The sequence below is a fragment of the Micromonospora sp. NPDC048947 genome (genome assembly GCF_040649495.1).
GTDB classification, from domain to species: Bacteria; Actinomycetota; Actinomycetes; order Mycobacteriales; family Micromonosporaceae; genus Micromonospora; species Micromonospora alfalfae.
Map to the genome: position 1 here is coordinate 41,352 of NZ_JBEZFO010000027.1, position 23,933 is coordinate 65,284.

At 71.6% G+C, this 23,933-nt stretch carries 19 protein-coding genes and 1 pseudogene; 11 read left to right on the forward strand and 9 right to left on the reverse strand.

The genetic code is table 11. The features are described 5' to 3' along the window. A pseudogene (locus AB0B98_RS29940) lies at positions 1-634 on the reverse strand (hypothetical protein); the annotation flags it as partial. 601 nt (positions 635-1,235) lie between these two features. On the opposite strand from AB0B98_RS29940, the gene AB0B98_RS29945 reads away from it, so the two are divergent. Further along, positions 1,236-3,029: a glycoside hydrolase family 6 protein gene (locus AB0B98_RS29945; protein WP_357366917.1), complete on the forward strand. Its 1,794-nt coding sequence runs from the start codon at positions 1,236-1,238 to the stop codon at positions 3,027-3,029. 120 nt (positions 3,030-3,149) lie between these two features. Here the strand turns inward: AB0B98_RS29945 and AB0B98_RS29950 are convergent, their stop codons facing one another. The 5 genes from AB0B98_RS29950 to AB0B98_RS29970 all read right to left on the reverse strand — a co-directional run bounded on the left by AB0B98_RS29950 (position 3,150) and on the right by AB0B98_RS29970 (position 7,487). Then, positions 3,150-3,536, reverse strand: a complete 387-nt coding sequence (locus tag AB0B98_RS29950; protein WP_238670492.1) for a hypothetical protein — start codon at positions 3,534-3,536, stop codon at positions 3,150-3,152. A 120-nt stretch (positions 3,537-3,656) separates the two neighbouring features. Further along, positions 3,657-3,965 carry a hypothetical protein gene (locus AB0B98_RS29955; RefSeq protein WP_238670491.1) on the reverse strand — a complete coding sequence of 103 codons (309 nt, stop codon included), beginning with the start codon at positions 3,963-3,965 and terminating at the stop codon, positions 3,657-3,659. Positions 3,966-3,981: 16 nt separating this feature from the next. Further along, positions 3,982-5,640 carry a sodium:solute symporter family protein gene (locus tag AB0B98_RS29960; protein WP_238670490.1) on the reverse strand — a complete coding sequence of 553 codons (1,659 nt, stop codon included), beginning with the start codon at positions 5,638-5,640 and terminating at the stop codon, positions 3,982-3,984. 198 nt (positions 5,641-5,838) lie between these two features. Next, positions 5,839-6,882 (reverse strand): hypothetical protein, encoded by a 1,044-nt coding sequence (locus AB0B98_RS29965; RefSeq protein ID WP_357366920.1) that lies wholly within the window; start codon positions 6,880-6,882, stop codon positions 5,839-5,841. Between the two features lie 11 nt (positions 6,883-6,893). Continuing rightward, positions 6,894-7,487, reverse strand: a complete 594-nt coding sequence (locus tag AB0B98_RS29970) for a hypothetical protein (RefSeq protein WP_238670584.1) — start codon at positions 7,485-7,487, stop codon at positions 6,894-6,896. A gap of 286 nt (positions 7,488-7,773) precedes the next feature. On the opposite strand from AB0B98_RS29970, the gene AB0B98_RS29975 reads away from it, so the two are divergent. The 7 genes from AB0B98_RS29975 (at position 7,774) to AB0B98_RS30005 (ending at position 16,292) form a co-directional block, all read left to right on the forward strand. Continuing rightward, positions 7,774-10,170, forward strand: a complete 2,397-nt coding sequence (locus tag AB0B98_RS29975; RefSeq protein WP_357366922.1) for a nitrate- and nitrite sensing domain-containing protein — start codon at positions 7,774-7,776, stop codon at positions 10,168-10,170. Beyond that, positions 10,170-10,592: a roadblock/LC7 domain-containing protein gene (locus tag AB0B98_RS29980; RefSeq protein WP_357366924.1), complete on the forward strand. Its 423-nt coding sequence runs from the start codon at positions 10,170-10,172 to the stop codon at positions 10,590-10,592. The genes AB0B98_RS29975 and AB0B98_RS29980 overlap by 1 nt, the downstream gene beginning before the upstream one ends. Beyond that, a complete protein-coding gene (locus AB0B98_RS29985; RefSeq protein ID WP_357366925.1) occupies positions 10,582-10,971 on the forward strand; it encodes a DUF742 domain-containing protein in 390 nt (129 codons plus the stop codon). The genes AB0B98_RS29980 and AB0B98_RS29985 overlap by 11 nt, the downstream gene beginning before the upstream one ends. Then, positions 10,952-11,554: an ATP/GTP-binding protein gene (locus AB0B98_RS29990; protein WP_091405745.1), complete on the forward strand. Its 603-nt coding sequence runs from the start codon at positions 10,952-10,954 to the stop codon at positions 11,552-11,554. The genes AB0B98_RS29985 and AB0B98_RS29990 overlap by 20 nt, the downstream gene beginning before the upstream one ends. Positions 11,555-11,641: 87 nt before the next feature. Next, positions 11,642-12,679 (forward strand): lactonase family protein, encoded by a 1,038-nt coding sequence (locus tag AB0B98_RS29995; protein WP_357366927.1) that lies wholly within the window; start codon positions 11,642-11,644, stop codon positions 12,677-12,679. Positions 12,680-12,836: 157 nt separating this feature from the next. After that, a complete protein-coding gene (locus AB0B98_RS30000; protein ID WP_238670482.1) occupies positions 12,837-14,594 on the forward strand; it encodes a substrate-binding domain-containing protein in 1,758 nt (585 codons plus the stop codon). A gap of 282 nt (positions 14,595-14,876) precedes the next feature. Beyond that, entirely contained in the window at positions 14,877-16,292 is a 1,416-nt protein-coding gene (locus AB0B98_RS30005) for a sugar transferase (RefSeq protein WP_238670583.1), read from the forward strand. A gap of 7 nt (positions 16,293-16,299) precedes the next feature. Here AB0B98_RS30005 and AB0B98_RS30010 read toward each other — a convergent pair whose 3' ends face one another. Then, the gene (locus AB0B98_RS30010) at positions 16,300-17,430 is read right to left on the reverse strand and encodes a PP2C family protein-serine/threonine phosphatase (RefSeq protein WP_357366930.1); all 1,131 of its coding nucleotides are present in this window, start codon (positions 17,428-17,430) and stop codon (positions 16,300-16,302) included. 97 nt (positions 17,431-17,527) lie between these two features. Between AB0B98_RS30010 and AB0B98_RS30015 the strand changes: the two genes are divergently transcribed. Then, positions 17,528-18,148 (forward strand): MarR family transcriptional regulator, encoded by a 621-nt coding sequence (locus AB0B98_RS30015; RefSeq protein ID WP_357366932.1) that lies wholly within the window; start codon positions 17,528-17,530, stop codon positions 18,146-18,148. Between the two features lie 28 nt (positions 18,149-18,176). Here AB0B98_RS30015 and AB0B98_RS30020 read toward each other — a convergent pair whose 3' ends face one another. Together AB0B98_RS30020 and AB0B98_RS30025 are read right to left on the reverse strand one after the other, a co-directional pair. After that, positions 18,177-19,787 carry a PP2C family protein-serine/threonine phosphatase gene (locus tag AB0B98_RS30020; RefSeq protein WP_357366934.1) on the reverse strand — a complete coding sequence of 537 codons (1,611 nt, stop codon included), beginning with the start codon at positions 19,785-19,787 and terminating at the stop codon, positions 18,177-18,179. A gap of 126 nt (positions 19,788-19,913) precedes the next feature. Then, a complete protein-coding gene (locus AB0B98_RS30025) occupies positions 19,914-21,152 on the reverse strand; it encodes an ROK family transcriptional regulator (protein ID WP_357281885.1) in 1,239 nt (412 codons plus the stop codon). Positions 21,153-21,230: 78 nt separating this feature from the next. Between AB0B98_RS30025 and xylA the strand changes: the two genes are divergently transcribed. Together xylA and xylB are read left to right on the forward strand one after the other, a co-directional pair. Next, the gene (xylA, locus tag AB0B98_RS30030; RefSeq protein ID WP_238670476.1) at positions 21,231-22,418 is read left to right on the forward strand and encodes a xylose isomerase; all 1,188 of its coding nucleotides are present in this window, start codon (positions 21,231-21,233) and stop codon (positions 22,416-22,418) included. A 9-nt stretch (positions 22,419-22,427) separates the two neighbouring features. Continuing rightward, on the forward strand, positions 22,428-23,855 hold the full coding sequence (gene xylB / locus AB0B98_RS30035) for a xylulokinase (protein WP_357366936.1): 1,428 nt from the start codon (positions 22,428-22,430) through the stop codon (positions 23,853-23,855). The last annotated feature ends 78 nt before the right edge of the window (positions 23,856-23,933 follow it).

A 23,933-nucleotide genomic window follows, 5' to 3' on the forward strand; every position in this document is an offset into this window, starting at 1 on the left:
CGGAGCCGTACTCCGAGCCGTGCTCGTCCTTGGACTCCCAGTCCTTCTTGTCTTCGTCCTTGGAGTCCCAGTCCTTCTTGTCACGGCCTTCTTCGGCGTCCTGGCCGTGCTCCTCGCCCTTCCAGTCCTTGCTGTCCTCGTCGCCGTAGGCGTCGGCGGCAGCGCCGCCACCCTGGCCACCCTTGCCGTTCTCGTCCTTGTGCTCGTCCTTGCCCTTGTCGTCCTTGCCGTTCTCGTCCTTGCCTTCGTGGTCCTTGCCCTTGTCGTCCTTGCCGTTCTCGTCCTTGCCTTCGTGGTCCTTGCCGTTCTCGTCCTTGCCGTGCTCGTCCTTGCCCTTGTCGTGGTCGGAGGAGTTCTCCTCCTCGCGCCACTCGCGGTCCTCGCCCCGTTCTTCGTGCGCCGGCTTGAGCTTGACCTTGCCGGTGACCTTGGACCACACGTACGCGTGCTCCTGCCGATCCGGGCAGATCTCGAGGAGCTTGACCTCGTCGCCAGCCTTGACGACGTGCGGCTTGGCGTAGACCTTGCCGTCGTCGTGGCCGTCGGCGAACGCGATCCCCGGTGCGAACACCAGGAGCGACGCGCCGCCGAGCGCGGCGCCCGCAACGACCTTCCCGAGCATCTTCTTAGCCATGACCTGCGTCACTCCATCCCTGTTGTCCTGAGCTCGGCGACAACCGAGCTAAGACCGACGTTAGACCGTTTCATGACTTATGAAGTGAAAGATTCGCGTTTTACCTTTGATCCAGGTAAGAGGTGAAGGGGTGGTACGCGGCTTTCGCTGCGCTGAGTGCCGTGTCAGGTCCCCCGGGCGCCTGTGGGTGGGGCACGGTGTTCCGCGCTGCCCGTGTCCGGCCCGCCCCGGTCATCCGGTAGCGGCGGCTCCGAGCGGCCCGTGCCGGTCGGGCGCACTCGGAGGTATCGTCCGAAACGACTCCCGGCGACGCATCGAGCCATTGCCATGGAAGCGCTCCCATGCAAGAATCGGCGAACGCGGTTCAGAGAGCCACACCGTGCAGGCAGGGGAGTCGAGGGCACCCGGTTTCACCGGGCGACGCACCCGCCGCCGATCGACCGGCCGACGCATCGGCCGGGCAACACCACCACCATCGCCCGTCCGGGTCGGGCGCCCCCAAAGAATCCCGTTGGCGCCGACGGCCGTCCGTGCAGGACGCCCATCGGGCCGTCCCGCCGGGCCGTACCTGGGCCCGGTCTCGCCCAAGGAGATCAGTGGCATGAATGTGTGGAGAAGGCTAACCGGCCCACGCCGGGCCCTCGCGCTCGCCGGCGCGGGTGCCCTGGTCGCCGGTGGGCTCGTAACGATTCCGGTTACCGCGGCGCAGGCCGCGACGCAGTGCGACATCGCGTACACGAGCAACGACTGGCCCGGCGGTTTCACCGCGAGCGTCACCATCAAGAACGTCGGCGACCCGCTGAACGGCTGGACGCTGGGCTGGACCTTCGCCAACTCCAGCCAGCGGGTGCAGCAGGGCTGGTCGGCCACGTTCACCCAGTCCGGCAGCCAGGTCACCGCCCGGAGCATGTCCTACAACGGCACCCTGGCCACCGGCGCGTCGACGAGCATCGGCTTCAACGGCGCGTGGAGCGGCAGCAACCCGAAGCCGACCTCGTTCACGCTGAACGGTGTGGTCTGCAACGGGGGCACCACCCCGCCGACCACGCCTCCGCCGACGACGCCTCCGCCGACCGACCCGCCGCCCACCACGCCTCCGCCCACCGACCCGCCGCCCACCACCAACCCGCCGCCCGGCGTCAAGGTCGACAACCCGTACGCAGGGGTGCGCGGTTATGTGAACCCGGAGTGGAAGGCCAAGGCGGACGCCGAGGCCGGCGGAAGCCGGGTCTCCAACAACCCCACCGCCGTCTGGCTGGACCGGATCGCCGCGATCAACGGCACGCCGGACAGCAGCTCCAACGGCGCCTTCGGGGTGCGGGACCACCTGGACGAGGCGCTGCGCCAGGGCGCTGGCTACATCCAGTTCGTGATCTACAACCTGCCCGGCCGGGACTGCTCGGCGCTCGCCTCCAACGGTGAGCTGGGCCCGGACGAACTGCCGAAGTACAAGTCCCAGTACATCGACCCGATCGCCGCGATCCAGGGTGAGTCGAAGTACAGCAGCCTGCGGATCATCAACATCATCGAGATCGACTCCCTGCCGAACCTGGTCACCAACACGTCCGATCAGGCCGGCGGCACGGTCATGTGCGACACGGTCAAGGCCAACGGCGCGTACGTCAACGGTGTCGGCTACGCCCTCGCCAAGCTGGGCGCGATCGGCAACGTCTACAACTACATCGACGCCGGTCACCACGGCTGGCTCGGTTGGGACTCCAACTTCGTCCCGACCTCCAACATCCTGAAGACCGCCGCGGTCGCCTCCGGTAGCACTGTCAACAACGTGCACGGGTTCATCACCAACACCGCGAACTACTCGGCGCTGCAGGAGCCGTACTTCAAGGTCACCGACAACGTGAACGGCCAGACGGTGCGGCAGTCCAAGTGGGTCGACTGGAACTTCTACGTCGACGAGTTGTCCTTCGCCCAGGCGTTCCGCAACCAGCTGGTCTCGGTGGGCTTCAACTCCAACATCGGCATGCTGATCGACACGTCCCGCAACGGTTGGGGCGGCTCCGCCCGGCCCACCGGCCCGGGCGCGACGACCAGCGTGGACACGTACGTCAACGGAGGCCGCATCGACCGCCGGGCCCACCTCGGCAACTGGTGCAACCAGGCCGGTGCCGGTCTCGGCGAGCGGCCGCGGGCGAACCCGGCCACGGGTATCGACGCCTACGTCTGGGTGAAGCCGCCGGGTGAGTCGGACGGCTCCAGCAAGGAGATCCCGAACAACGAGGGCAAGGGCTTCGACCGGATGTGCGACCCGACGTACGGCGGCAACGCCCGCAACGGCAACAACCCGTCCGGAGCGCTGGCCGACGCACCGATCTCCGGTGCCTGGTTCTCCGCCCAGTTCCAGGAGCTCATGCGCAACGCCTACCCGGCGCTCTGATCGGGTAGCCCACGCACCAACCCGCTGCCAGTGGTTGGTGAGGCACTGTTGGCAGCAGGTTCCCCCCGGGTCCCCGGCTCGACCGTCACAGGTCGGGCCGGGGACCCCCCCTTGCCCCGATCAGGGCACTGTGCGTTCGATCGCCGCCCGGCCCTGCTCGGCCAGGTCACGGCGGGCCTTCTCCAGGTTTTCCGGTGTCAGATCCTGCCCGCGGGCCATCACCAGGTCCTCCGGCTCCCACTGCTGCTCGCCACCGGTGCGGATGTTGTCCCCGCCGGCGCCGGTGCCCGTCCCGGTCGCCCCGGTACCGGCGGCGTACGGATCGCCGATCAGTTCGTCGGTGTCGGGTGCGAGGTCGTCCGGTCGGCTGCGGGGTTCGGCGAAGCCCGGAGTGTCCCGGTCCGGGCCACCTCCGGTCCGCAACTGCGGCACGGTGGCGTCATCGTCCACCGCCGAGGCGACCTCGGGGCTGTCCTCCAGCGGCGGTTGGCGATCGCGATCGGTCATGGTGCTGCCTCCTGTGTCCGACACGGTGCCTGATTTCCCCCACGTACCCCTTCGTGCCGCGCTCATGCCGCACGGCCCGGCGGTCGGTCCGGGCCGTGCTCATGCCGTGCGGTCAGGCGTTCAGGCGTCGGGCTGCTGCTCGTTCGGGGCCGGGGCCTCCGCTGGGCGCCACCACTGCCAGAGCAGCATGAGCAGCCCGAACACGAGCATCGCCAGCCCAGCCCACAGGTTGATCCGTACGCCCTCGGCCTTGTCGATCTCGGCCCGGCTGTCGAAGATGCCGATCAGCGTCACGATGACCCCGTACGCGACGAAGAGGCCACCGATCACCCGGCGGATGTCGAACAGCCGGGCCGCGGCGGAGCGCCGCTGCTCCGCCTGCGCCTCGTCGATCAGCGGGTCCTGTGCCGGCTGGCCATCGTTGCTCATCTGCCGACCCCTTTCCTTAGAAGACCGGGATGTAGAACAGGGCGGCCAGCGCGACCGCGATCAGACCGAGCAGCACCGGGGAGCGGTACCAGGCGGCGTCCCCGGCGAGCACGTCGCCCTTCAGGTCGACGCCGCCCATGCCGTACACCAACCCGCGCAACTCCTCGTCCCGCTTGGGCGAGGTGAGTGGAGTGACGATCGCGGCGACCACCACCGCCGTGACGAACGCCAGACCGGCGCCCCAGAAGCTCTCCTCCAGGTCGGAGTTGAAATCGATCACCCCGCCCTTGTAGAGCAGGTAGAGGCTCAGCGACACCAGGGTGCCCAGCAGCAGCGACCAGAAGCCGGCCAGCGCGCTCATCCGCTTCCAGAACATGCCGATGATGAAGGTGGCGAACAACGGCGCGTTGAAGACGGAGAAGAGCGCCTGGATGTAGTTCATGATGTTGCTGAACCCGGCCGCGATGAACGCGGTGCCGATCCCGATCACCACGGCGGCGACAGTCGCCCACCGGCCGACCCGCAGGTAGTACTCGTCCGACCGGTCACGGCGGATGTACGCCTGCCAGATGTCGTAGGTGAAGACGGTGTTGAAGCCGCTCACGTTGGCCGCCATGCCGGCCATGAACGAGGCGAGCAGGCCGGTGACCGCCACCCCGAGCACGCCGTTGGGGAGCAGGTCGCGCATCAGCAGCGGGATGGCGTTGTTGTACTGCAGGTCGCCGCTCTCCGCGCCGAGGCCCTTCACGGTGACCAGGGCCACCAGGCCAGGGATGACAGTGACCAGGGGGATGAACAGCTTCGGGTACGCGGCGATGATCGGCGTACGCCGGGCGGCGCTCATGTTCTTGGCCGAGAGGGCCCGCTGCACCTCGGCGAAGTTCGTCGTCCAGTAGCCGAACGACAGCACGAAGCCGAGGCCGAAGACGATGCCGATCCAGTGCGCGCCCAACGGGTTCGCGGTGCTGCCGGTGTCCTGCCAGGCGTGCAGCCCGGCCTCGCCGAGTTTGGTGTCGCCGACCGCGTCCATCAGGCCGTTCCACCCGCCGACCTTGACCAGGCCGATCACAGTGACCGGGATGAGGCCGGCCAGAATGACGAAGAACTGGAGCACCTCGTTGTAGATCGCCCCGGACAGGCCGCCGATAGTGATGTACGCCAGCACGATCGCCGCGCCGACCACGATCGCCGTCCAGAGCGGCCAGCCGAGCAGCGCCTGCATGACGAGGGCCAGCGCGTACAGGTTCACGCCGGCGATCAGCACCTGGGCGACGGCGAAGCTGATCGCGTTGAGTAGGTGGGTGGGGCGGTTGAACCGCAGCCGCAGGTACTCCGGCACGCTGCGGACCTTGGAGCCGTAGTAGAAGGGCATCATCACGATGCCCAGGAAGACCATCGCCGGGACCGCGCCGATCCAGTAGTAGTGGACCGTCATGACGCCGTACTGGGCCCCGTTGGCGGCCATTCCGATGATCTCCAACGCGCCCAGGTTCGCCGAGACGAAGGCGAGACCGGTCACCCAGGCCGGCAGGGAGCGGCCGGAGAGGAAGAAGTCGACGCTGGTCCGGATGGCCCGACGCGCGGCGAAGCCGACCCCGAGGACCGTGACGAAGTACAGCGCCAGGATCAGGTAGTCCAGGCCGTTCATGTTGAGCCGAAGACCGTCGCCGTCCATCCCGTCACCCCTCGTCCCGACGTCCACGCTGGTTGGTTCGCGCGCGCCCTATTACCCCGTCTGCGCGATTTCACTCCCGAAGGTGTCGGGACTGCCGTGTTCGGGTCGTTCGGGCGGTCTGGTGGGCTCGGCGACGACCGGTACGCAAGCTGGCGCCCCGGCCGTTTCGGCCGGGGCGCCAGTGTTGCTCGGGTGGACTCAGCGACCGAGTACGCGGTCCAGGAAGTCCCGGTAGTTGCGGACCGCCATCCGCAGTTGCTCGGTGTCCGCGGAGCCGGCGTCCTGCCACCCGCCCAGCGTGTTCTTCTGGGCGGCCAGCGCCGAGGAGAGGGCCTGAATGGCCTCCTGCACCAGCGACTGCGCCTCGCCGGCAGCCGCCTGCGGGTCGTCGACGAAACGCAGCTGCACGTCCCGCCAGCGGTCCCGGAAGCCCTGCGCGGTGTCCGCGTCGAGGAGCGTGGCCGGCTCGGCCGCGACTGTCGACCCGGCGGGTCGGGACGTTCCGGCGGACTCCAGCGTGGGGCTGGTGTCGTCGCTGGGGACCGGTTCGCCGTCCGCGTCCGGGTCGACCATCTCCGGGGTCGCGCTGCCGTAGCCGGCCGCGCCCGCCGCGGCGGCGTCCCGGTCGCCGGTCAGATCGGCGCGCCGCTCGGGGTCGCCGTCAGTGCTCCCCGGGGGGATGACGGTCCGTGCGGACGCGTCAGCGTCGGTGCTGTCGTCGAGGTCGGTGCGGTCGTCGACGTCCGCGCTGTCGTCGACGTACGCGTCGCGACGGTGCAGCTCCGCTGTCGGGTCGGCGCGCAGACCCTCCCGCTCACCATCCTCGGCGCCGTCGCCCGGCTGGGCGGTCCGCTCGGCCCGGGGGTCCGGCTGATCCTGCGGACGCGGGCTGGCCAGCGCGGAGGCGGCCACCGCGTCGGCCACAGTGGTCGCGCCGAACGTCGTCGGCAGCGGCCCCGGCTCGTGGAAACCGCCCTCGTCGGTGGACCGGTCGTCGCGCCGGTGGCGCGGGTCGGAGTCGTCGGCCAGCTCGTCGTCGGCCCTGTCGTACGCGGCATCCCGGTCGGTGTCGGCGGCCCGCTCGTGGTCGGCGGCCTGGTCGTCGAAGGTGCCCCGGTCGTCGAGGGCGTCCTCCGGGATGTCGGAGCGGCCGGCCCGGTCGCCGGCCGGGGGTACCGGCACGGGCGCGGACCGGACTGCCTCCGGGTGGTCGTTGCTCACCTGCTGCTCTTCCTGGCGCATCGGTGGCCTCCTCAGCGGCTCGTGGCGTCGTGGTCCGGGTGGTGGCGCTGTTCGGGCGTGTGGTGGCCGACCGGCTCCTCGCCCAGCAGGTCGGCGAAGAGTGCGCGGTAGTGCACGACCGCCTGCCGCAGCTCCTCGGTGTTGGCCTCGCCACGGGAGTTGCGCAGATGGATCTCGTGCGCGTCCCGGTAGTTGGTCAGGGTGCGGGCGTGCTCGACGGAGAGGTGGGCGATCTGGTCGGAGAAGTCACCGGTCGGGTAGCCCTGCTCCTCGATGAGCCGGGTGACCAGTTCGTCAGCGTCACCCACTGTCTCGCCGGGGGAGTCGATGAAGCGGACCTGGAGTTCCTCCCAGGCGGCGGCGTACCGGGCCCGGGACTCCGGGGTGAGTGGGGTGAGCGTGAGCTCGGCATGCCGGCGTTCCCGGTCGCGCAGTTCGCGCTCCGCGGCGGACCGGCTGTCCTGTTCCGCCACCACCCGGTCGTACTCCGGTCCGAACCGGTTGCGCAGGGCCCGGCGGTTGTTGAGCGAGCGGGCGGCCACGGCCAGCACCGCGACGATCACCAGCACGACGAGCACGATGACGACTATCTGCGTGGGCGACATGGGCTCCTCCTTCGTCATCTGCTATTCCCTCCACGCAGTGATCGCCAATCCCGATCCGAGACACTTTCCTGACGAGGGGCGCAACTACCACCGGCCAAAACCTGATTCAACCCAGAAGAGGCGCTTGGGCGGTGACGACACGGGCGGTAGTGAAACAGCCTCCGATTACGTATCCTGCCCAAGGCGCCCGCGCCGGTGCCCGGCGACGCGGCCGGGCGCGCAACCGGCAGGCGCGGTGCCCGGCGGTGCCGGCACCCCTCCTGCCACCCTGTACGGGCGAGGTCTGATGAAAACCCGCGACTGGCCGATCCGCTCGAAGCTGACCGCGTTGGTCGTAGCGCCGGTGACCGCGCTCCTGGCGCTGTGGATCTTCGCGACCACGTTGACCTTCGGCCCCGCCCTGAACCTGCTCTCCGCCCGCACCCTGCTGTACGACCTGGGTCGCCCCGGCGAGACAGTGGTCACCGAGCTGCAACGGGAGCGCCGACTTTCGGTGGTGCAGCTCGCCGGCAGTACCGAGCTGCCCGCCCTCGCCGAGCAGCGCGGACGCACCGATCGGGCGGTTGCCGAGCTGCGCCGCCGGGTGGACGGGGAACCGCTGCGCGACGCCGCTGACGACCTGCTGGAAACGCGGGTCGACCAGTTGGTCAACGCCCTGGCGGCGCTACCCGACGGGCGGAAGTTCATCGACGAGCGCAAGGTGGACCGGGCCGGCGCGATCGGCCTGTACAGCGGCATGGTCGCCGCGGCCTTCCAGGCGTTCGCCGGCATGGCGACCCTGACCGACCCGGACATCAACCGGCAGGCCCTGGCGCTCACCGCGTTGGGTCGTTCCCGGGAGCTGCTCGGCCAGAGCGACGCGCTGCTGGCCGGCGCGCTGACCGCCGGACGGTTCGCCGAGGGGGAGCACACCCAACTCGTACAGGCCATCGGCAACCAACGGTGGCTCACCGAGAGCGCCGTGGCCGACCTGCCCGAGAGCAGCCGGGTCGCGTACCAACGGCTGACCGAGAGCGAGGCGTTCACCAGGCTGCGCAGCATGCAGGACGCGCTTGTCGTACCCAACCGGTCCGGTCGGCCGACGGTCGACGCGGCGGCCTGGCAGGCCAGCCAGGACGCGGTGCAGCAGCAGTTGCGGGACTTCGAACTGTCCGAGGCCGACGCGCTGACCGACCGTTCGGTGCCGATGGCGGTCCGGATCCTGGTGCGGCTGGCCGCCGCCGGCGTGCTCGGGCTCGTCGCGGTGGTGGTCTCGGTGCTGGTGGCGCTGCGGGTCGGCCGCACCCTGGTCCGGCGGCTCAGCGGCGTCCGCACCGCCGCGCTGGAGCTGGCCGAGCACCGGCTGCCCGACGTGGTGGCCCGGCTGCGCCGTGGCGAGCAGGTCGACGTCGCCCGGGAGGCACCGCCGCTGGAGTACGGCCACGACGAGATCGGCGAGGTCGGGCGGGCCTTCACCGAGGTGCAGCGCACCGCCGTCCAGGCCGCGGTGGACGAGGTCACCCTGCGTCGCGGGCTCAACGAGGTCTTCCTCAACATCGCCCGCCGCAGCCAGAGCCTGGTGCACCGCCAGCTGCACCTGCTGGACCGGATGGAGCGGCGTAGCGAGGACCCGGACGAGCTTGCTGAGCTGTTCCAGGTCGACCACCTGGCCACCCGGCTGCGCCGGCACGCCGAGGATCTGGTCATCCTCGCCGGCTCCGCGCCCGGCCGGGGTTGGCGGAACCCGGTGGCGATGGTCGACCTGATCCGCGGCGCGATCTCCGAGGTCGAGGCGTACGAGCGGGTGGACGTCAAGGCCGTGCAGCCGGCCGGCGTGCTGGGGCGGTCGGTCGGCGACATCATCCACCTGCTCGCCGAGCTGGTCGAGAACGCCACCGCCTTCTCCCCGCCGGACACCCGGGTCACAGTCACCGGGGCGCAGGTGGCCAACGGGTACGCCCTGGAGATCACCGATCAGGGGCTGGGCATGTCCGACGCGGCACTGGAGACCGCAAACACCCGACTGGCCAGCTCGCCCGAGTTCGACCCGGCGCAGAGCGCCCGACTCGGCCTGTTCGTGGTGGCCCGGCTGGCGGCCCGGCACGGCGTACGGGTGGGGTTGCGCCCATCCGGGGAGGGTGGTGTGACAGCCGTGGTGCTGATCCCCGGCGACCTGGTCACCACCGAGCCGCCGGCCGGCCCCGACCCCGCCACGCTCGGTACCGCGTCTGCCGACCCGAGCCGGCGGCTGGCCCGGACGGCGCGCCGGGGCACCGTGACCCGCCCCCGTACCCGCCCGCCGACGGCCCCGTCCGCCAGCACAGCCCCGCCCGCCCCACCCGGCGGAGCGCCGATCTCGGCCATCGCGCCGGCCAACGGGCGCGACGAGGGGTCGGCGACCCCCGACGAGCCGGACGACGAGCTGGATGGCCTGCCCCGCCGGGTGCGACGTCGTACCCCGGCGGCGGCCCAGCCCCGGTCGACAGTCACCGACACGCCGTCGCCCCGCTCGCCCGAGGAGGTCCGTCAGGTGATGGCGGCGCTCCAGGCCGGCACGGCGCGCGGACGCGCCACCGCCATCACCCCGGCCGCCCCAACCGGCCCGGCCGCCCCCATCACCCCGGCCGCGCCAACCAGCCCGGCCGCCCCCACCGACCCGCCGACGACCCCCGAACCCCCGACCGTGACTGAGAGGGACGCCTAGTGCGGCAATCGACGAAGCAGAGCGCCGGCCTGGACTGGTTGCTCGACGAACTGGTGCAACGGGTACCGGCCGCCCGCGAGGCGGTGGTGCTCTCCGCCGACGGCCTGCTGCTCGGCTGCTCGGCCGAGCTGGAGCGCGCCGACGCCGAGCACCTCTGTGCGCTCGCCGCCGGCTTCTCCAGCCTCGCCCGAGGCGCCAGCCGGCACGTGGACGGCGGCCCGGTCCGGCAGACAGTGGTGGAGATGGAGGCGGCTTACCTCTTCGTCACCGCCGCCGGGCAGGGCGCCTGCCTGGCGGTGGTGAGCGACGCCGACGCGGACATCGGACTGGTCGCGTACGAGATGGCGATGCTGGTGATCCGGGTGGGGGAGAGCCTTGCCGCGCCGGCCCGATCGGCAGCGGGTGCCGGAGATGCGGACTGAGCCGCCCGGGCCGCAGCACGAGTGGCTGGACGGTGAAGCCGGCCCGGTGATGCGCCCGTACACGCTCACCGGAGGCCGGGTACGCTCCGCCGTCGACGATTTCAACCTTGTCGCGTTCGTGCTGGCTGGTTCGAACGTCGACGCGACGAGCCAGTCGCATCTGCCGCCGGAGCATCGACGGTTGGTCACGTTGGCCCACCGGCCGGTGTCGGTGGCCGAACTCGCAGCCGAGCTGGACCTCGCGGTCGGCGTGGTCCGGGTACTGCTCGGTGATCTCCTCGCCGAGGGCCTGGTCGCGGTGCACGAGCCGCCGCCCGCCGGCATCCTTCCCGACGACGACATCCTCAAGGCGGTGGTCAGTGGACTCCGTGCGCTATGACCAGGTGGGCACCAGCACCACCATCCCGCTGGCCCTGAAGATCCTCATCGCGGGAGGCTTCGGGGCTGGCAAGACGACATTGGTGAGCGCCCTGAGCGAGGTCCGTCCGTTGCAGACCGAGGAGGTGCTCACCGGTGCCGGGATCGGCACCGACGACATCTCCGGCGTGGAGGGCAAGTCCACCACCACCGTGGCGATGGACTTCGGCCGGATCACCATCAACGACGACCTTCAGGTCTACCTGTTCGGCACGCCGGGCCAGGACCGGTTCTGGTTCCTCTGGGACGAGCTGGCCTTCGGCGCGCTCGGCGCGGTGGTGCTCGCCGACACCCGACGGTTGGCCGACTGCTTCCCCTCCATCGACTACTTCGAGCAGCGGGGAATCCCGTTCGTGGTGGGCGTGAACTGTTTCGACGACTCCCGCCGGTTCAACCTGGAGACCGTACGCCGAGCGCTCGACCTGGACCCGGACGTGCCGATGGTGCTCTGCGACGCCCGGGACCGGCAGTCCGGAAAGATGGTGTTGATCTCTCTGGTGGAGCACGTCGCCCGACAGCGCGGCGAGCCGGTGCCGGCGGCCTGAGATCCCTGCCGGAAAGCCGGTTAACGGACGGGCAACGCGGGCAGCCTCTGGTTGGATCGACGAAGGATGCCGGCAGAGGAGTTGGGCGTGAGCGGTAGTGGTGAGGTCGTCCACATCGGGGGTTACACAGCGCAGAGCGGCGGGCGGGGCAGCGGCATCGTCGCCGCTCGTCGCGACCCGAGGACCGGGGCGCTGACCTCGCTCGGCACTGTGGCCCTCACCCCGTCCCCCTCCTTCCTGGCGCGGCACCCCACCCAGCCGGTGCTCTACGCGGTCAACGAGCTGACGGACGGCGAGATCAGCGCCTGGCAGGTCGGGGCGGACGGCGCGCTGGACCCGCTCGGCAGTCGGTCGACCGGCGGGGCCGAGCCCTGCCACCTGGCGGTGCTGCCCGGCGGGAGTCACCTGCTGGCGGCCAACTACGGCGGCGGCAGCATCGCGGTCTTCCCGCTCGACAGGCAGGGCGTGCCGGGCGAGCGCACCGACCTGGTGGTGCACGAGGGGCACGGCCCCGACCCGGAGCGCCAGGACCACGCCCACGCCCACATGGTCTCGCCCGGGGCGGGCCACGGGCCGATCTTCGGTGTGGATCTCGGCACCGACTCGGTCTACCGGTACGACCTGGATGAGGCGACCGGTCGACTGGTGCCGCGTGGCCCCCGGATGCACACGAAGCCCGGCAGCGGCCCCCGGCACCTGGCCCGGCACCCCGACGGACGGCGCTGCTACCTCGTCGGTGAGCTGGACGCCTCGGTCACCGCCTACGAGTTGACCGACGACGGCGCGTTGCACCAGCGCGGGCGGGTCGAGGCGAGCGAGCGCGCCGGCCACGTCCAGCCGTCGGAGGTCGCTGTCGCCCCGGACGGCCGGTTCCTCTACGTCGCCAACCGTGGGGTGGGGACCGTGGCGGTCTTCACCCTGGTTGGAGAGCTGCCCGAGCTGGTGGCCGAAGTGGACACCGGCGGGGAGTGGCCCCGGCACTTCGCCCTCATCGGGGAGCACCTCTACGTCGCCGACGAGCGGGCGGACATGGTGCGGGTGTTCCGTCGCGACGCCGACACCGGTGTCCTGGAGGCGGTCGGCGAGCCGGTGCCGGTGCCGAGCCCGACGTGCGTACTGCCCTGAACGATGACTTAGAGATGTGAGGGCGATACTTATTTGGCAACGCCGCGAGGCTGCCCCGTCACTCTGTGTTGCAAAAAAGTGGTCAACTGTTTCTCCTCCGTAACTTTAGTCCGAACGGATGTGGCAGAGACGGCACCTAGTACGCAAGATGGTCACCGTGTCAGCAGGCCGCCATCGCATGCGTTCGAAACTCCACCTAGCCGCCGCCGCCGCAACGGCGGGGGTGCTCGTCGTGACGACGGGCGCGTGGTTCGGCTACCAGGAGTTGATTCAGCCCAGCTGCTCGGGCGAGATCCGACTCGCCGTGGCGGTCGCCTCCGAACTCGCGCCAGCGGTGGACGCCGCCGCGTCCCAGTGGGTCAAGGATGGCGCGGCGGTGGGCCCGACCTGCATCCGCGTCGACGTGTCCGCGTCCGACCCGGTCGACGTGGCGGCCGTGGTGGCGGCCAAGCACGGTGCTGTGCTGGCCGGTGTGGGGCAGGCCAGTGGCACCGCCGTCAGCCCGGACGTCTGGGTGCCCGACTCCTCGACCTGGCTGCTGCGGTTGAAGAAGGACGCGACGGCGTTCGCTCCGACCAACGGTCAGTCCATCGCGCGCAGCCCGATCGTCGTCGCGATGCCCGAGCCGATCGCCACCCGGCTGGGCTGGCCGGACAAGAAGTTCAACTGGACCGACCTGCTCAAGCAGGTGAACAACACCAGCGCGCCGCTGCGGACCGGGATCGTCGAGCCGACCCGCGACGCGGCGGGTCTGTCCGGTCTGCTCTCGCTGACCGCCGCCGCGAACGGCGCCGGCGGCGACGCCCAGCGCAACACGGTCGGCGCGCTCCGCGCCCTGGCCACCGGGCGGTCCTCGCTCCGCAACGACCTGCTGGCCCGCTTCCCCACCGCCAACGACTCGACGTCCATCGCCAGCGGTCTCGGCGCGGCGGCCCTGTCCGAAGAGGACGTGATCGCGTACAACAGCAAGAAGCCGCCGGTGCCGCTCGCCGCGCTCTACATGGAGCCGGCGCCGATGCCGCTGGACTACCCGTACGCGGTGCTGCCCGGCATCGAGCCGAGCAAGGCGTCGGCGGCCAAGGTGCTGTTCGAGCTGCTCACCAGCCCGACCTTCCGTAACCGGCTCGCCGCGCAGTCGCTGCGCGCGCCGGACGGCAACTGGGGTGAGGGTTTCAAGGCGCCGCAGGGTGCTCCGAGCCCGTCCGGCGGCGCGCCGACCGCACCGGCGAACGGCGGCACCGCGGCGGGTGGCCTCGACCCGGCCGCCATCCAGCGGGTCGTCTCCAGTTGGTCGATCGCCACGCAGTCCGGTCGGATGCTCGCCGTCATCGATGTCTCCGGCTCGATGAAGGACCCGGTGCCCAGCGCCAACAACCGCAGCCGGGAGGAGGTCACCGTCGACGCGGCTCGTCGCGGCCTCGGCCTCTTCGACGACTCCTGGTCGATCGGCCTGTGGACCTTCTCCACCAAGCTCGTCGGCAACCGGGACTACCGGGAGCTGGTCCCGATCGGGCCACTCTCCGGCCAGCGGGCCCAGTTGGAGGGCGCGCTCGCCACCGTGAAGCCGTCCAGCGGCGACACCGGCCTCTACGACACCATGCTGGCGGCGTACCAGGCGGTGCAGGAGAACTGGCAGCCCGGCCGGGTCAACTCGATAGTGCTGTTCACCGACGGCAAGAACGAGGACGACAACGGCCTCAACCAGCAGCAACTGCTCGGCAAGCTCAAGCAGATCGCCGACCCGGAGCGGCCGGTCCAGGTCATCATGATCGGTATCGGCGAGGGCGTCAGCAAGGCAGAGCTGGAGTCGATCACCAAGGTGACCGGTGGCGACGTCTTCGTCACGAAGGACCCGAGCGAGATCGGCAGCATCTTCCTCAGCGCCATCGCACGGCGTCCGCCAGCGCCGCGCTGATCCGACGCTCAGACGTCAAGGGGCCTGCCGTACCGTCGATTCGGTGTGGCAGGCCCCTTTTCGGTCACGAGGTTGTTGAAGAAAAGTGACGGCAATACGTCGGAAGCAATCGGCAGTCATAGTTGTCAAGGCAGGATGTCGACTGTTCCGGCATGGTCGGTCCGCCTCCGGTCCGAGCCGTCGGCCGGGGCCATCCTGTACAGAGTGGGAGGGCCGGTGAGCGTGGCGACACTGTTGACCCCCGCCACGTCGGCGGAGCCGGACGGTCGACGCGCCGGGTTTGTGGCGCGCGCCGACGAACGGTCCTACGTCCGCGTTCTGGTGGTGCTGGACACCACCATCCTCATCATCGCGCTGCTGATCGGGTACGTCGCCCGTTTCGGTGACGACGAGCCGACCGGCTCGGAGATCCCGTACGTGCTGGTCGCCCCCGGGTTGGTGCTGGCCTGGCTGATCTCGCTCAAGGCGCTCGGCTGCTACGACGACCGGGTGATCGGCTACGGGGCGGACGAGTACCGGCGGGTCAGCTCCGCCAGCCTGCGGCTGGCCGGGGCGATCGCCATCATCGGCTACATCGCCGACGTCGGTGTCTCCCGGGGCTTCCTGGGCATCTCCTTCGCGGTGGGCACCGTCGGGCTGGAGGTGGCGCGGTTCGCCGCCCGCAAGCGGCTGCACCGGGCCCGCTCGCTGGGCGCCGGCTGGTCCCGCAAGGTGCTGGTGGTCGGTGACACCGCCCACGTGTTGGAGTTGGTCCACACGTTGCGCCGTGAGCCGTACGCCGGCTACCAGGTGGTGGGCGCCTGCATCCCGGACGCGCTGCTCGCGCCGGTGGCGCAGCGGCTGGGTGACGTGCCGGTGGTGGGGTCGTTCCGGGGCATCCCGGAGGCCGCCACAGCGATCGGCGCGGACACTGTCGCGGTGACCGCCTCCGGTGAGCTGACCGCGACCCGGCTGCGCCGCCTCGGCTGGCAGTTGGAGGGGACCGGCATCGATCTGGTGGTGGCACCCGCGCTGACCGACGTCGCCGGCCCGCGCATCCACACCCGTCCGGTCGCCGGCCTGCCGCTGATCCACGTCGAGGCGCCCGAGTTCCGCGGCGTCCGCAAGCTGGTGAAGGGTCTCGTCGACCGGTCCGTCTCGTCGCTGGCGCTGGCGGTGCTGTTGCCGCTGATCGCGTTCATCGCGCTGGCCATCAAACTGGACAGCCGGGGCCCGGTGCTGTTCCGACAGGTCCGGGTCGGCCGGGGCGGGCAGGAGTTCGGCGTGTTCAAGTTCCGCACCATGGTGGTGAACGCGGACGCGCTGTTGGCCGAGCTGACAGCGCGCAACGAGACCGACGGCCTGATGTTCAAGATGCGCCACGACCCCCGGGTCACCCGCGTCGGCCGGCTGCTGCGCAAATGGTCACTGGACGAGCTGCCGCAGCTGGTCAACGTGCTGCTGGGGCAGATGAGCCTGGTCGGGCCCCGCCCGCCGCTGCCCTCGGAGGTGGCCCGCTACGACGGCGACGTGGCCCGGCGGCTGCTGGTCAAGCCCGGCATGACCGGCCTGTGGCAGGTCAGTGGCCGCTCCGACCTGAGCTGGGAGGACGGCATCCGGCTCGACCTCTACTACGTGGAGAACTGGTCCCTCGCCGCCGACCTCACCATCCTCTGGAAGACCTTCGGCGCGGTGCTCAACGGCCGCGGCGCCTACTGACCACCGCTCACGCCTGGGGGCCGGTCCAATCCAGGCAGACGACCACCGCGTCGTCGACCAGGTCACCGGCCACGAACGCGCGCAGATCACCGATCAGCGACCGGACGGCGTCCAGGGGTGCCATCGGCCCGGTCCGCCGCAGGAACCGGTCCAGTGCCGTCTCGCCGTAGCGCACGTGCTGACCGGTGGCCTCCACCACCCCGTCGCTGACAACGAAGACCCGGTCGCCGTGCTCCAGCGGGAACTTCTGCTCGTGGTAGTCGGTCGCCTCGAACATGCCCAGCGGGAACTGCGCCTCCAGCGGTTGCTCGGCGACGTCGCCGTCGCGGAGCAGGACCAGCCGGGGCGAACCGGCGTCCACCACTGTCATCATCCCGGAGCGCAGGTCCAGCTCCATCAGCAACGCGGAGAGGTGCTGTTCGCCCCGGTAGAGGTCGTAGATGGCCTGATCGGCGAGGGCGGCCTGGTCGGCCAGGCCCAGCCCGGCCCGACGCGCGTTGCGCAGCGCGTGGGTGGCCAGCGAGGTGAGCAGGGAGGCGGCCACGCCCTCACCGGTGCCGTTGATGGTGGACAACCAGAGCCGTTCCCCGTCGTCGGACCAGTCGAAGCTGTCGCCGCGCACCGCGTACGCCGGCTCCAACTGCCCGGCCAGGCTGAACGAGGGGCGGATCCGGCTGCGGCCGGGGAGCAGGTCCCACTGCATCTCGGCGGCCAGGGTGAGGCGTTGGGTGCGTCGGGCCGCCCGATAGACGTCGGTGCCGGCGGAGACCGCCGCCACCTCGTGGGCGAGCGCGGTGGCGATGTCGGCCAGGTCGGCGACGACCTCCCGGTCGTCCGGAACGGGCGAGAGGCACAGCACACCTCGACGCTCGCCACGCATGGTGACCGGGAACCAGGCGGTGCCGTCGATCAGTATCGGCGACTGGTGGTCGAAGGCACGCCAGGCCGGGTGCCCGGGGCTCGTGATCGAGTCACCGTCGGTGAGTGGCAGGAGCTCCGCGAGTCGGTAGTCGACCTGATAGAGCTCGACGTCGGTGATCCCGTACGACTGGGCGAGCACGTCCCCGATGCCACCGACGAGCCGGTCCGCTGGTGTCTCGTTCAGGGCACGTCGTGCCCGATTGACCGGTTCGCTCATCGTCACTCCCTCGCTGAAAGCTCGACTACCAGTGGGTTCGGAGTACTCTCGGGCCACCATGGCCGAACTGAACCGTCCGACGGACCCTGAGACGAGTATGGCTGCCGCGCTGGACGTGGCGGCCGCTGCCCTGCTGGGCATCTGGGAATCCGCCCGGGAGGGGACCGCCAGCCGAGTGTCCGGTGCCCAGTTACGGGCGGTGATGGTGGTGGAGCAGTTCGACGGGATCAACCTGCGTCGGCTCGCCAGCCGACTCGACATGCTGCTCAGCTCCGCCAGCCGTCTCTGCGACCGGCTTGTCGCCGCCGGCATGCTGGAGCGTGAGCCGGGCCGCTTCGACCGGCGGGAGATCTCGCTCCATCTCACTCCGGAGGCCCGCCGGCTCATCGCCGAGCTGCGGGCCGACCGCCAGGCGCAACTCGCCGCCGTGTTGGCCGGGATGAGCAGCGAGGGCCGCGACGCGCTGCTGACCGGGATGCGGGAATTCGACGAAGCCGCCCGTCGCCAGCAGGCGCAGAACGCGCCGACGCCGGGTGAGCCGACGGGCCAGGGGGACTGGCCGGACGACCGGCCCGGTGGGCGGTCGGGGAACTGGTCGGTCGAATCCGACCGGCAGACCCGAGCGGGGTGGACGGGTTCGTCGGGCGGTCCCGAACGATCGGTAGGCGCCGCCCGGGAATGGCCGGCCGGCGAGCCGCCGGTGGCGCGTACCGCCTGATCAAGTCGGCCGAGCCGCCGCCCGTCGGTCATGCCGGCGCGGACGCGCCCACGGCCAGCATGGCGACGTCGTCGTGGGCCTGCCCGCCCAGCCAGTCGTCGACAGCGCGGAGCACCCGGTCGATCAGCGCCGCCGGTGGTCGCCCGGCCGCCGACGCGAGCGCGGCCCGCAGCCGGGTTTCGCCGAACATCGCCGCGTCGCGCGAGCCGCGCGCCTCGGTCACCCCGTCGGTGTACGCGAGCAGCAGATCGCCCGGGTCGAGGTGCACCCGGGTCTCGGCGAACCGTGCGGCTGTCAGCGCCCCCACCGGCATGCCACCGACCGGGACCGGGGTGACAGTGCCGTCGGCGGTGACCAGCAGTGGTGCCGGGTGCCCCCCGCCGGCGATCCGAACGTCCAGCCCGGCCGGCCCTCGGTCCACCGAACCGAGCAGCACAGTTGTGAACTGGTTGCGCCGTGCCGCGTCCGGCGCGTCGAACAGCGCCTGGTTGAGCAGGTGGATCAGCTCCAGCGGGCGTTGCTCGACGAACCGCAGCGTCTGCAACGACTGGCGGACCCGGCCGGTCAGCACCGCCGCGCCCACGCCCTTGCCGCAGACGTCGCCGAGCGCGAACAGGGCGCCGCGCGGGTGCGGGAACACCTCGTAGAAGTCGCCGCCGATGCGTAGGGTGTCGCCCGCTGCCCGGTAGCCGCCGGCCATGCTCACTCCGGGCACGACGGGCAGCTCGGGCGGGAGCAGACTGGTTTGCAGCACCTGGGCCAGGTGGGCCTGCTCGCCGTGCAGGTCGGCGGTGGCCAGTGCGGCACCCGCGCGGGCGGCGAACTCCCGGGCCAGCTCCACGTCGCGCGGGTCGAAGCCGGGCCGCCCGGGACGACGGATGAGCAGCAGCGCACCGGCCGACCCGCTGGCGCTGAGCAGCGGGCTGGCCAGCACCGTGCCCGGGGGGCCGAACTCGGTCGGCAGCAGGTCGGCCAGGTCGGTGAGCGCGGCCTCCGGCCAGGGGCCCGGCTCGGCCCGGTCGTCGGCCAGCGCTTCGGCCAGCACGGTCACCGGGCTGGCCAGCGCGGGGCTTACCAGCCCGGTGACCGGGGCGGGTTCGCCGTCGGCGTACCGGATCCATCGGGGGTGCGGTTCGGTCGGCGCTGTCGGCCGGGGTAGCGCCACGGCGACGTCGGCCAGGTAGGGAACGGCGAGCGTGGTGGTGGCCAGGAGGACCTGGTCCCGGTGCAGGGCCAGCGCCAGCCGACTGCCGGCCTGGGCGAGGAACGCGGTGCGGGAGCGTTCGGCGAGCAGGGCGGCGGCGCGGGCGTGCTCCTCGGTGACGTCGCGGACATACCAGGCCCACCGGGGGCCGGCGAGTTGCCGTCGGACGCCGCGCAGTCGCCGGCCGTGATGGTCGGCCTCGAAGCGGTCGGCGCCGCTGGCGACAGCCCGGGCCAGGGCTGTCACCGAGCAACCGGCCAGCTCGGTGCCGGCGTCGATCTCCGGGATCAGCTCGGCCGCCATGGCGTTGACCAGTGTGACCCGACCGGTGCCGTCCGTTGTCAGCACGGCCTCGGCGAGCCCGTCGAGCAGCTCCCGGGCCAGCAGTTCGTCGGCCGGCAACGACGCGCCGCCGGGTTGCTGGGTCGTGGTCACCGCCGGACGCCGGCTCGCGTCTGACGACGTGTGCGCATGCTGCTTCTCGACTCCTCACCGGGGATCGTTGCCTGAGGGCAAGGATACCGACTCCCCCCGACGGCGCCGCACGGCGTGGAGTGGCGATCAGCCGGAGCGGGCAAGCCAGCCGGCAGGCTGGGCGACGATCCGACGGGCCACCGAGCCGGCCGCGCCTACCGCGGCGGCCTCCGCGCCGAGCGTCGACGGGCGGACCGTGACCGGCGACCAGGCCGCGGTGAGCACCCGGGCACCGATCTCGGCGAGGACCGGAGGGCACAGCCAGGGCGCGAGCGCCGCGTAACCGCCACCGAGCACGACGGTGTCCAGGTCGAGCAGGTTGACGACGCTGGCCACCGCGACGCCGAGCGCCGTTCCGGCGTCGTGCAGCGCCCGCAGCGCGTCGGCGTCGCCGGCCTCGGCCAACTCGGCCAACCGGGCCGTGGCGGTGTCTGCGGGAAGCTCCGCCCGGACGAGCCCGGCGGCGGCCACGATCGCCTCCTGGCCTGCGTACTGCTCCAGGCAGCCCTGCCCGCCGCAGCGGCACGGACGGCCGTCGGGGCGCACCGGAAGGTGCCCGATCTCGCCGCTCCACCCGCGTACGCCACGAAACAGCGCGCCGTCCAGCACGATGCCGGCGCCGATGCCCACCTCTCCGGAGATGTGCAGGAAGCTGGACGGGCCGGGTGGTTGAGAGTGCAGCTCGCCGAGCGCGGCGAGGTTGGCCTCGTTGTCCACCACCAGTGCGGGGACGCCGGGCACCTGCTCGATCAGCGGAGGGTGCTCGGCGAGCAGCGCGGGCACCGGCACGTCACGCCAGCCGAGGTTCGGCGCGAGCCGGACCAGCCCGGCGTCGTCCACCAGGCCGGGCACCGCGAGCGCGGCCCCGACCAGGGTGAGGCCACGCCGGGCGGCGTCCTCGCGGGCTGCCCCGGCCATCTCGACCAGGCGGGCCAGTGCGTCGGCGGGAGCCACCGGGCGCAGATCGGCCCGGTGCACGGTGCGGTGCCGGACCTGGCCGACGAGGTCCACCACGCAGACTGCCAGGTAGTCCACGTTGACCTCCAGGCCGAGCCCGGCCGGCCCCTGATCGGCCAGGACCAGCCCGCGCGCCGGGCGGCCGGCACCCGAGCGGGGTGCGGGGTCGGACTCACTGACGAGTCGGCCGGCGAGCAGGTCCTCGACGACAGCGGACACCGTGGCTCTGGTCAGGCCGGTCGCGGTCGCCAGGTCGGCCCGGGAGGGCGGTCGGTCGGCCGTGGCGATCCGGCCGAGGACCAGGGCGAGGTTGAGCTCGCGCAGGCTGCCCTGACGGACTGCGCCGGCCGGGGCGTGGGTGAGGCTCACCCCTTGACAGTGCCATAGGGTGGGCAAATAATTCAATCGCTGAACAAATAGCGGACAACACCACCCCGGAGGTCGCTCATGGCACCCCGTCCCACCCCCGCCGACAAGTTCTCCTTCGGGCTCTGGACCGTGGGCTGGCAGGCCCGCGACCCGTTCGGTGACGCCACCCGTCCAGAGCTCGACGCGGTCGAGGCAGTGCACCGGCTCGCCGAGCTGGGCGCGTACGGCATCACCTTCCACGACGACGACCTGATCCCGTTCGGCGTCGACGCGGCCACCCGTGACCAGCACATCGCCCGGTTCCGCAAGGCCCTCGACGAGACCGGCCTGGTGGTGCCCATGGTCACCACCAACCTCTTCACCCACCCGATCTTCAAGGACGGCGGCTTCACCAGCAACGACCGCGACGTCCGCCGGTACGCGCTGCGCAAGGTGCTGCGCCAGGTCGACCTGGCCGCCGAGCTGGGTGCCAGCACGTTCGTCATGTGGGGTGGCCGCGAGGGCTCCGAGTACGACCTCGCAAAGGACGTCCGCGCCGCCCTGGACCGCTACCGCGAGGCGGTGGACCTGCTCACCCAGTACTCCATCGACAAGGGCTACAACCTGCGGTTCGCCCTGGAGCCCAAGCCGAACGAGCCGCGCGGCGACATCCTGCTGCCCACCATCGGGCACGCGCTCGGCTTCATCTCCCAGCTGGCCCACCCCGAGCTGGTCGGCCTCAACCCGGAGGTCGGCCACGAGCAGATGGCCGGGCTCAACTACGCCCACGGCATCGCCCAGGCGCTCTGGCAGGGCAAGCTGTTCCACCTGGACCTCAACGGCCAGCGCGGCATCAAGTACGACCAGGACCTGGTCTTCGGCCACGGTGACCTGATGAACGCTTTCGCCCTGGTGGATCTCCTGGAGAACGGCGGCCCCAACGGCGGGCCGGCCTACGACGGGCCGCGGCACTTCGACTACAAGCCCTCCCGCACCGAGGACATGGAAGGGGTGTGGGCCTCCGCGGCGGCCAACATGAGCACCTACCTGCTGCTCAAGGAGCGTGCGGCCGCGTTCCGCGCCGACCCCGAGGTGATCGAGGCGCTCGCTGCCAGCAAGGTCGGCGAGCTGAGCACGCCGACGCTCGGCGACGGCGAGGGCTACGAGGAGTTCCTGGCCGATCGTTCCGCGTTCGAGGATGTCGACGTCGACGCGGTGGCCGCCCGAGGCTTCGCCTTCGTCCGGCTCAACCAGCTCGCCGTCGAGCACCTGCTCGGCGCCCGCTGAGGCCCCGCCATGCCGTTGGTCGCAGGCGTTGACTCGTCCACCCAGTCCTGCAAGGTGGTGATCCGGGACGCGGAGACCGGGGCCCTGCTCCGGCAGGGCCGGGCACCGCACCCGGACGGCACGGAGGTCGACCCGGAAGCCTGGTGGCAGGCGCTGCGTAGCGCCGCCGACCAGGCCGGCGGGTTGGCCGACGTGGCGGCGATCTCCGTCGCCGGCCAGCAGCACGGCATGGTGTGTCTCGACGAGGACGGCCGGGTGGTCCGCCCGGCGCTGCTGTGGAACGACACTCGATCCGCCGACGCCGCCGCCGACCTCATCGAGGAGGCCGGCGGCGGCTCGGCCGGGCGGCGGTTCTGGGCCGAGGCCACCGGCAGCGTCCCGGTGGCCAGCTTCACCCTGACCAAACTGCGGTGGCTGGCGACGCACGAACCGGAGCTGGCCGCCCGGGTGGCCGCCGTCTGTCTGCCACACGACTGGCTGACCTGGCGGCTGGCCGGCGCGCCGGGGTTGGGCGCGCTGCGTACCGACCGGGGCGACGCCAGCGGCACCAGCTACTGGTCGCCGGCCACCGGTGACTACCGACTGGACCTGCTGGAGCGGGGCTTCGGCCGACAGCTGGTGGTGCCCGAGGTGCTCGGCCCGGCGGAGTCGGCGGGCAAGCTTGCCGACGACCTGGGTGGGTCGGGTGGCGCCCTGCTCGGCGCGGGCACCGGGGACAACGCCGCCGCCGCACTCGGCGTCGGCGCCGGGCCGGGTGACGTGATCGTCTCGATCGGCACCTCCGGCACCGTGTTCAGCGTCGCGGACGTTCCCGCAGCAGACGAGAGCGGCGCCGTGGCGGGCTTCGCCGACGCGTCCGGTCGGTTCCTGCCGCTGGTTGCCACGCTCAACGCCGCCCGGGTGCTGGACGCCGCCGCCGCGATGCTCGGCGTCAGCCTGGACGAGCTGGCCGACCTGGCGCTCGCCGCGCCAGCCGGAGCGGACGGGCTGGTCATGGTGCCGTACCTGGAGGGTGAGCGGACACCGAACCGTCCGCTCGCCACCGGCGCTGTGCACGGCCTGACCCTGCGTACCTCCACCCCCGCCCACCTGGCACGGGCCGCCGTGGAGGGCATGCTCTGCGCGCTCGCCGACGGCCTGGACGCGCTGACCGCGCAGGGCGCTGTCGCCCGCCGGGTCATCCTGATCGGCGGCGGGGCCCGGTCGGCAGCGGTGCGTCAGATCGCGCCGCAGGTCTTCGGCTGCCCGGTCGTCGTCCCGCCGGCGGGGGAGTACGTCGCCGACGGCGCCGCCCGGCAGGCCGCCTGGGTCGCCCTGGGCGGTCCCACGCCGCCGGTCTGGGCGGTCGAGGGCACCGAGGAGTACGCGGCAGCGGCCGTTCCCGCAGTGCGCGACCAGTACGCCGCGGCGCGCGGGTTGGTGCTCGACCGGCGCTGACCGTCGGAATCGACGCGGGTGGGTGCCAGTGGACGGTGACCGGCACCCACCCGCGTGACGAGCTCCTTCACGCGGTCT

Bases quoted from the DNA above. Each gene is read 5' to 3' on its own strand.
- AB0B98_RS29945 (WP_357366917.1), top strand. From the start codon at position 1,236: ATGAATGTGTGGAGAAGGCTAACCGGCCCACGCCGGGCCCTCGCGCTC.
- AB0B98_RS29950 (WP_238670492.1), bottom strand. From the start codon at position 3,536: ATGACCGATCGCGATCGCCAACCGCCGCTGGAGGACAGCCCCGAGGTC.
- AB0B98_RS29955 (WP_238670491.1), bottom strand. From the start codon at position 3,965: ATGAGCAACGATGGCCAGCCGGCACAGGACCCGCTGATCGACGAGGCG.
- AB0B98_RS29960 (WP_238670490.1), bottom strand. From the start codon at position 5,640: ATGGACGGCGACGGTCTTCGGCTCAACATGAACGGCCTGGACTACCTG.
- AB0B98_RS29965 (WP_357366920.1), bottom strand. From the start codon at position 6,882: ATGCGCCAGGAAGAGCAGCAGGTGAGCAACGACCACCCGGAGGCAGTC.
- AB0B98_RS29970 (WP_238670584.1), bottom strand. From the start codon at position 7,487: ATGTCGCCCACGCAGATAGTCGTCATCGTGCTCGTCGTGCTGGTGATC.
- AB0B98_RS29975 (WP_357366922.1), top strand. From the start codon at position 7,774: ATGAAAACCCGCGACTGGCCGATCCGCTCGAAGCTGACCGCGTTGGTC.
- AB0B98_RS29985 (WP_357366925.1), top strand. From the start codon at position 10,582: ATGCGGACTGAGCCGCCCGGGCCGCAGCACGAGTGGCTGGACGGTGAA.
- AB0B98_RS30010 (WP_357366930.1), bottom strand. From the start codon at position 17,430: ATGAGCGAACCGGTCAATCGGGCACGACGTGCCCTGAACGAGACACCA.
- AB0B98_RS30015 (WP_357366932.1), top strand. From the start codon at position 17,528: ATGGCTGCCGCGCTGGACGTGGCGGCCGCTGCCCTGCTGGGCATCTGG.
- xylA (WP_238670476.1), top strand. From the start codon at position 21,231: ATGGCACCCCGTCCCACCCCCGCCGACAAGTTCTCCTTCGGGCTCTGG.
- xylB (WP_357366936.1), top strand. From the start codon at position 22,428: ATGCCGTTGGTCGCAGGCGTTGACTCGTCCACCCAGTCCTGCAAGGTG.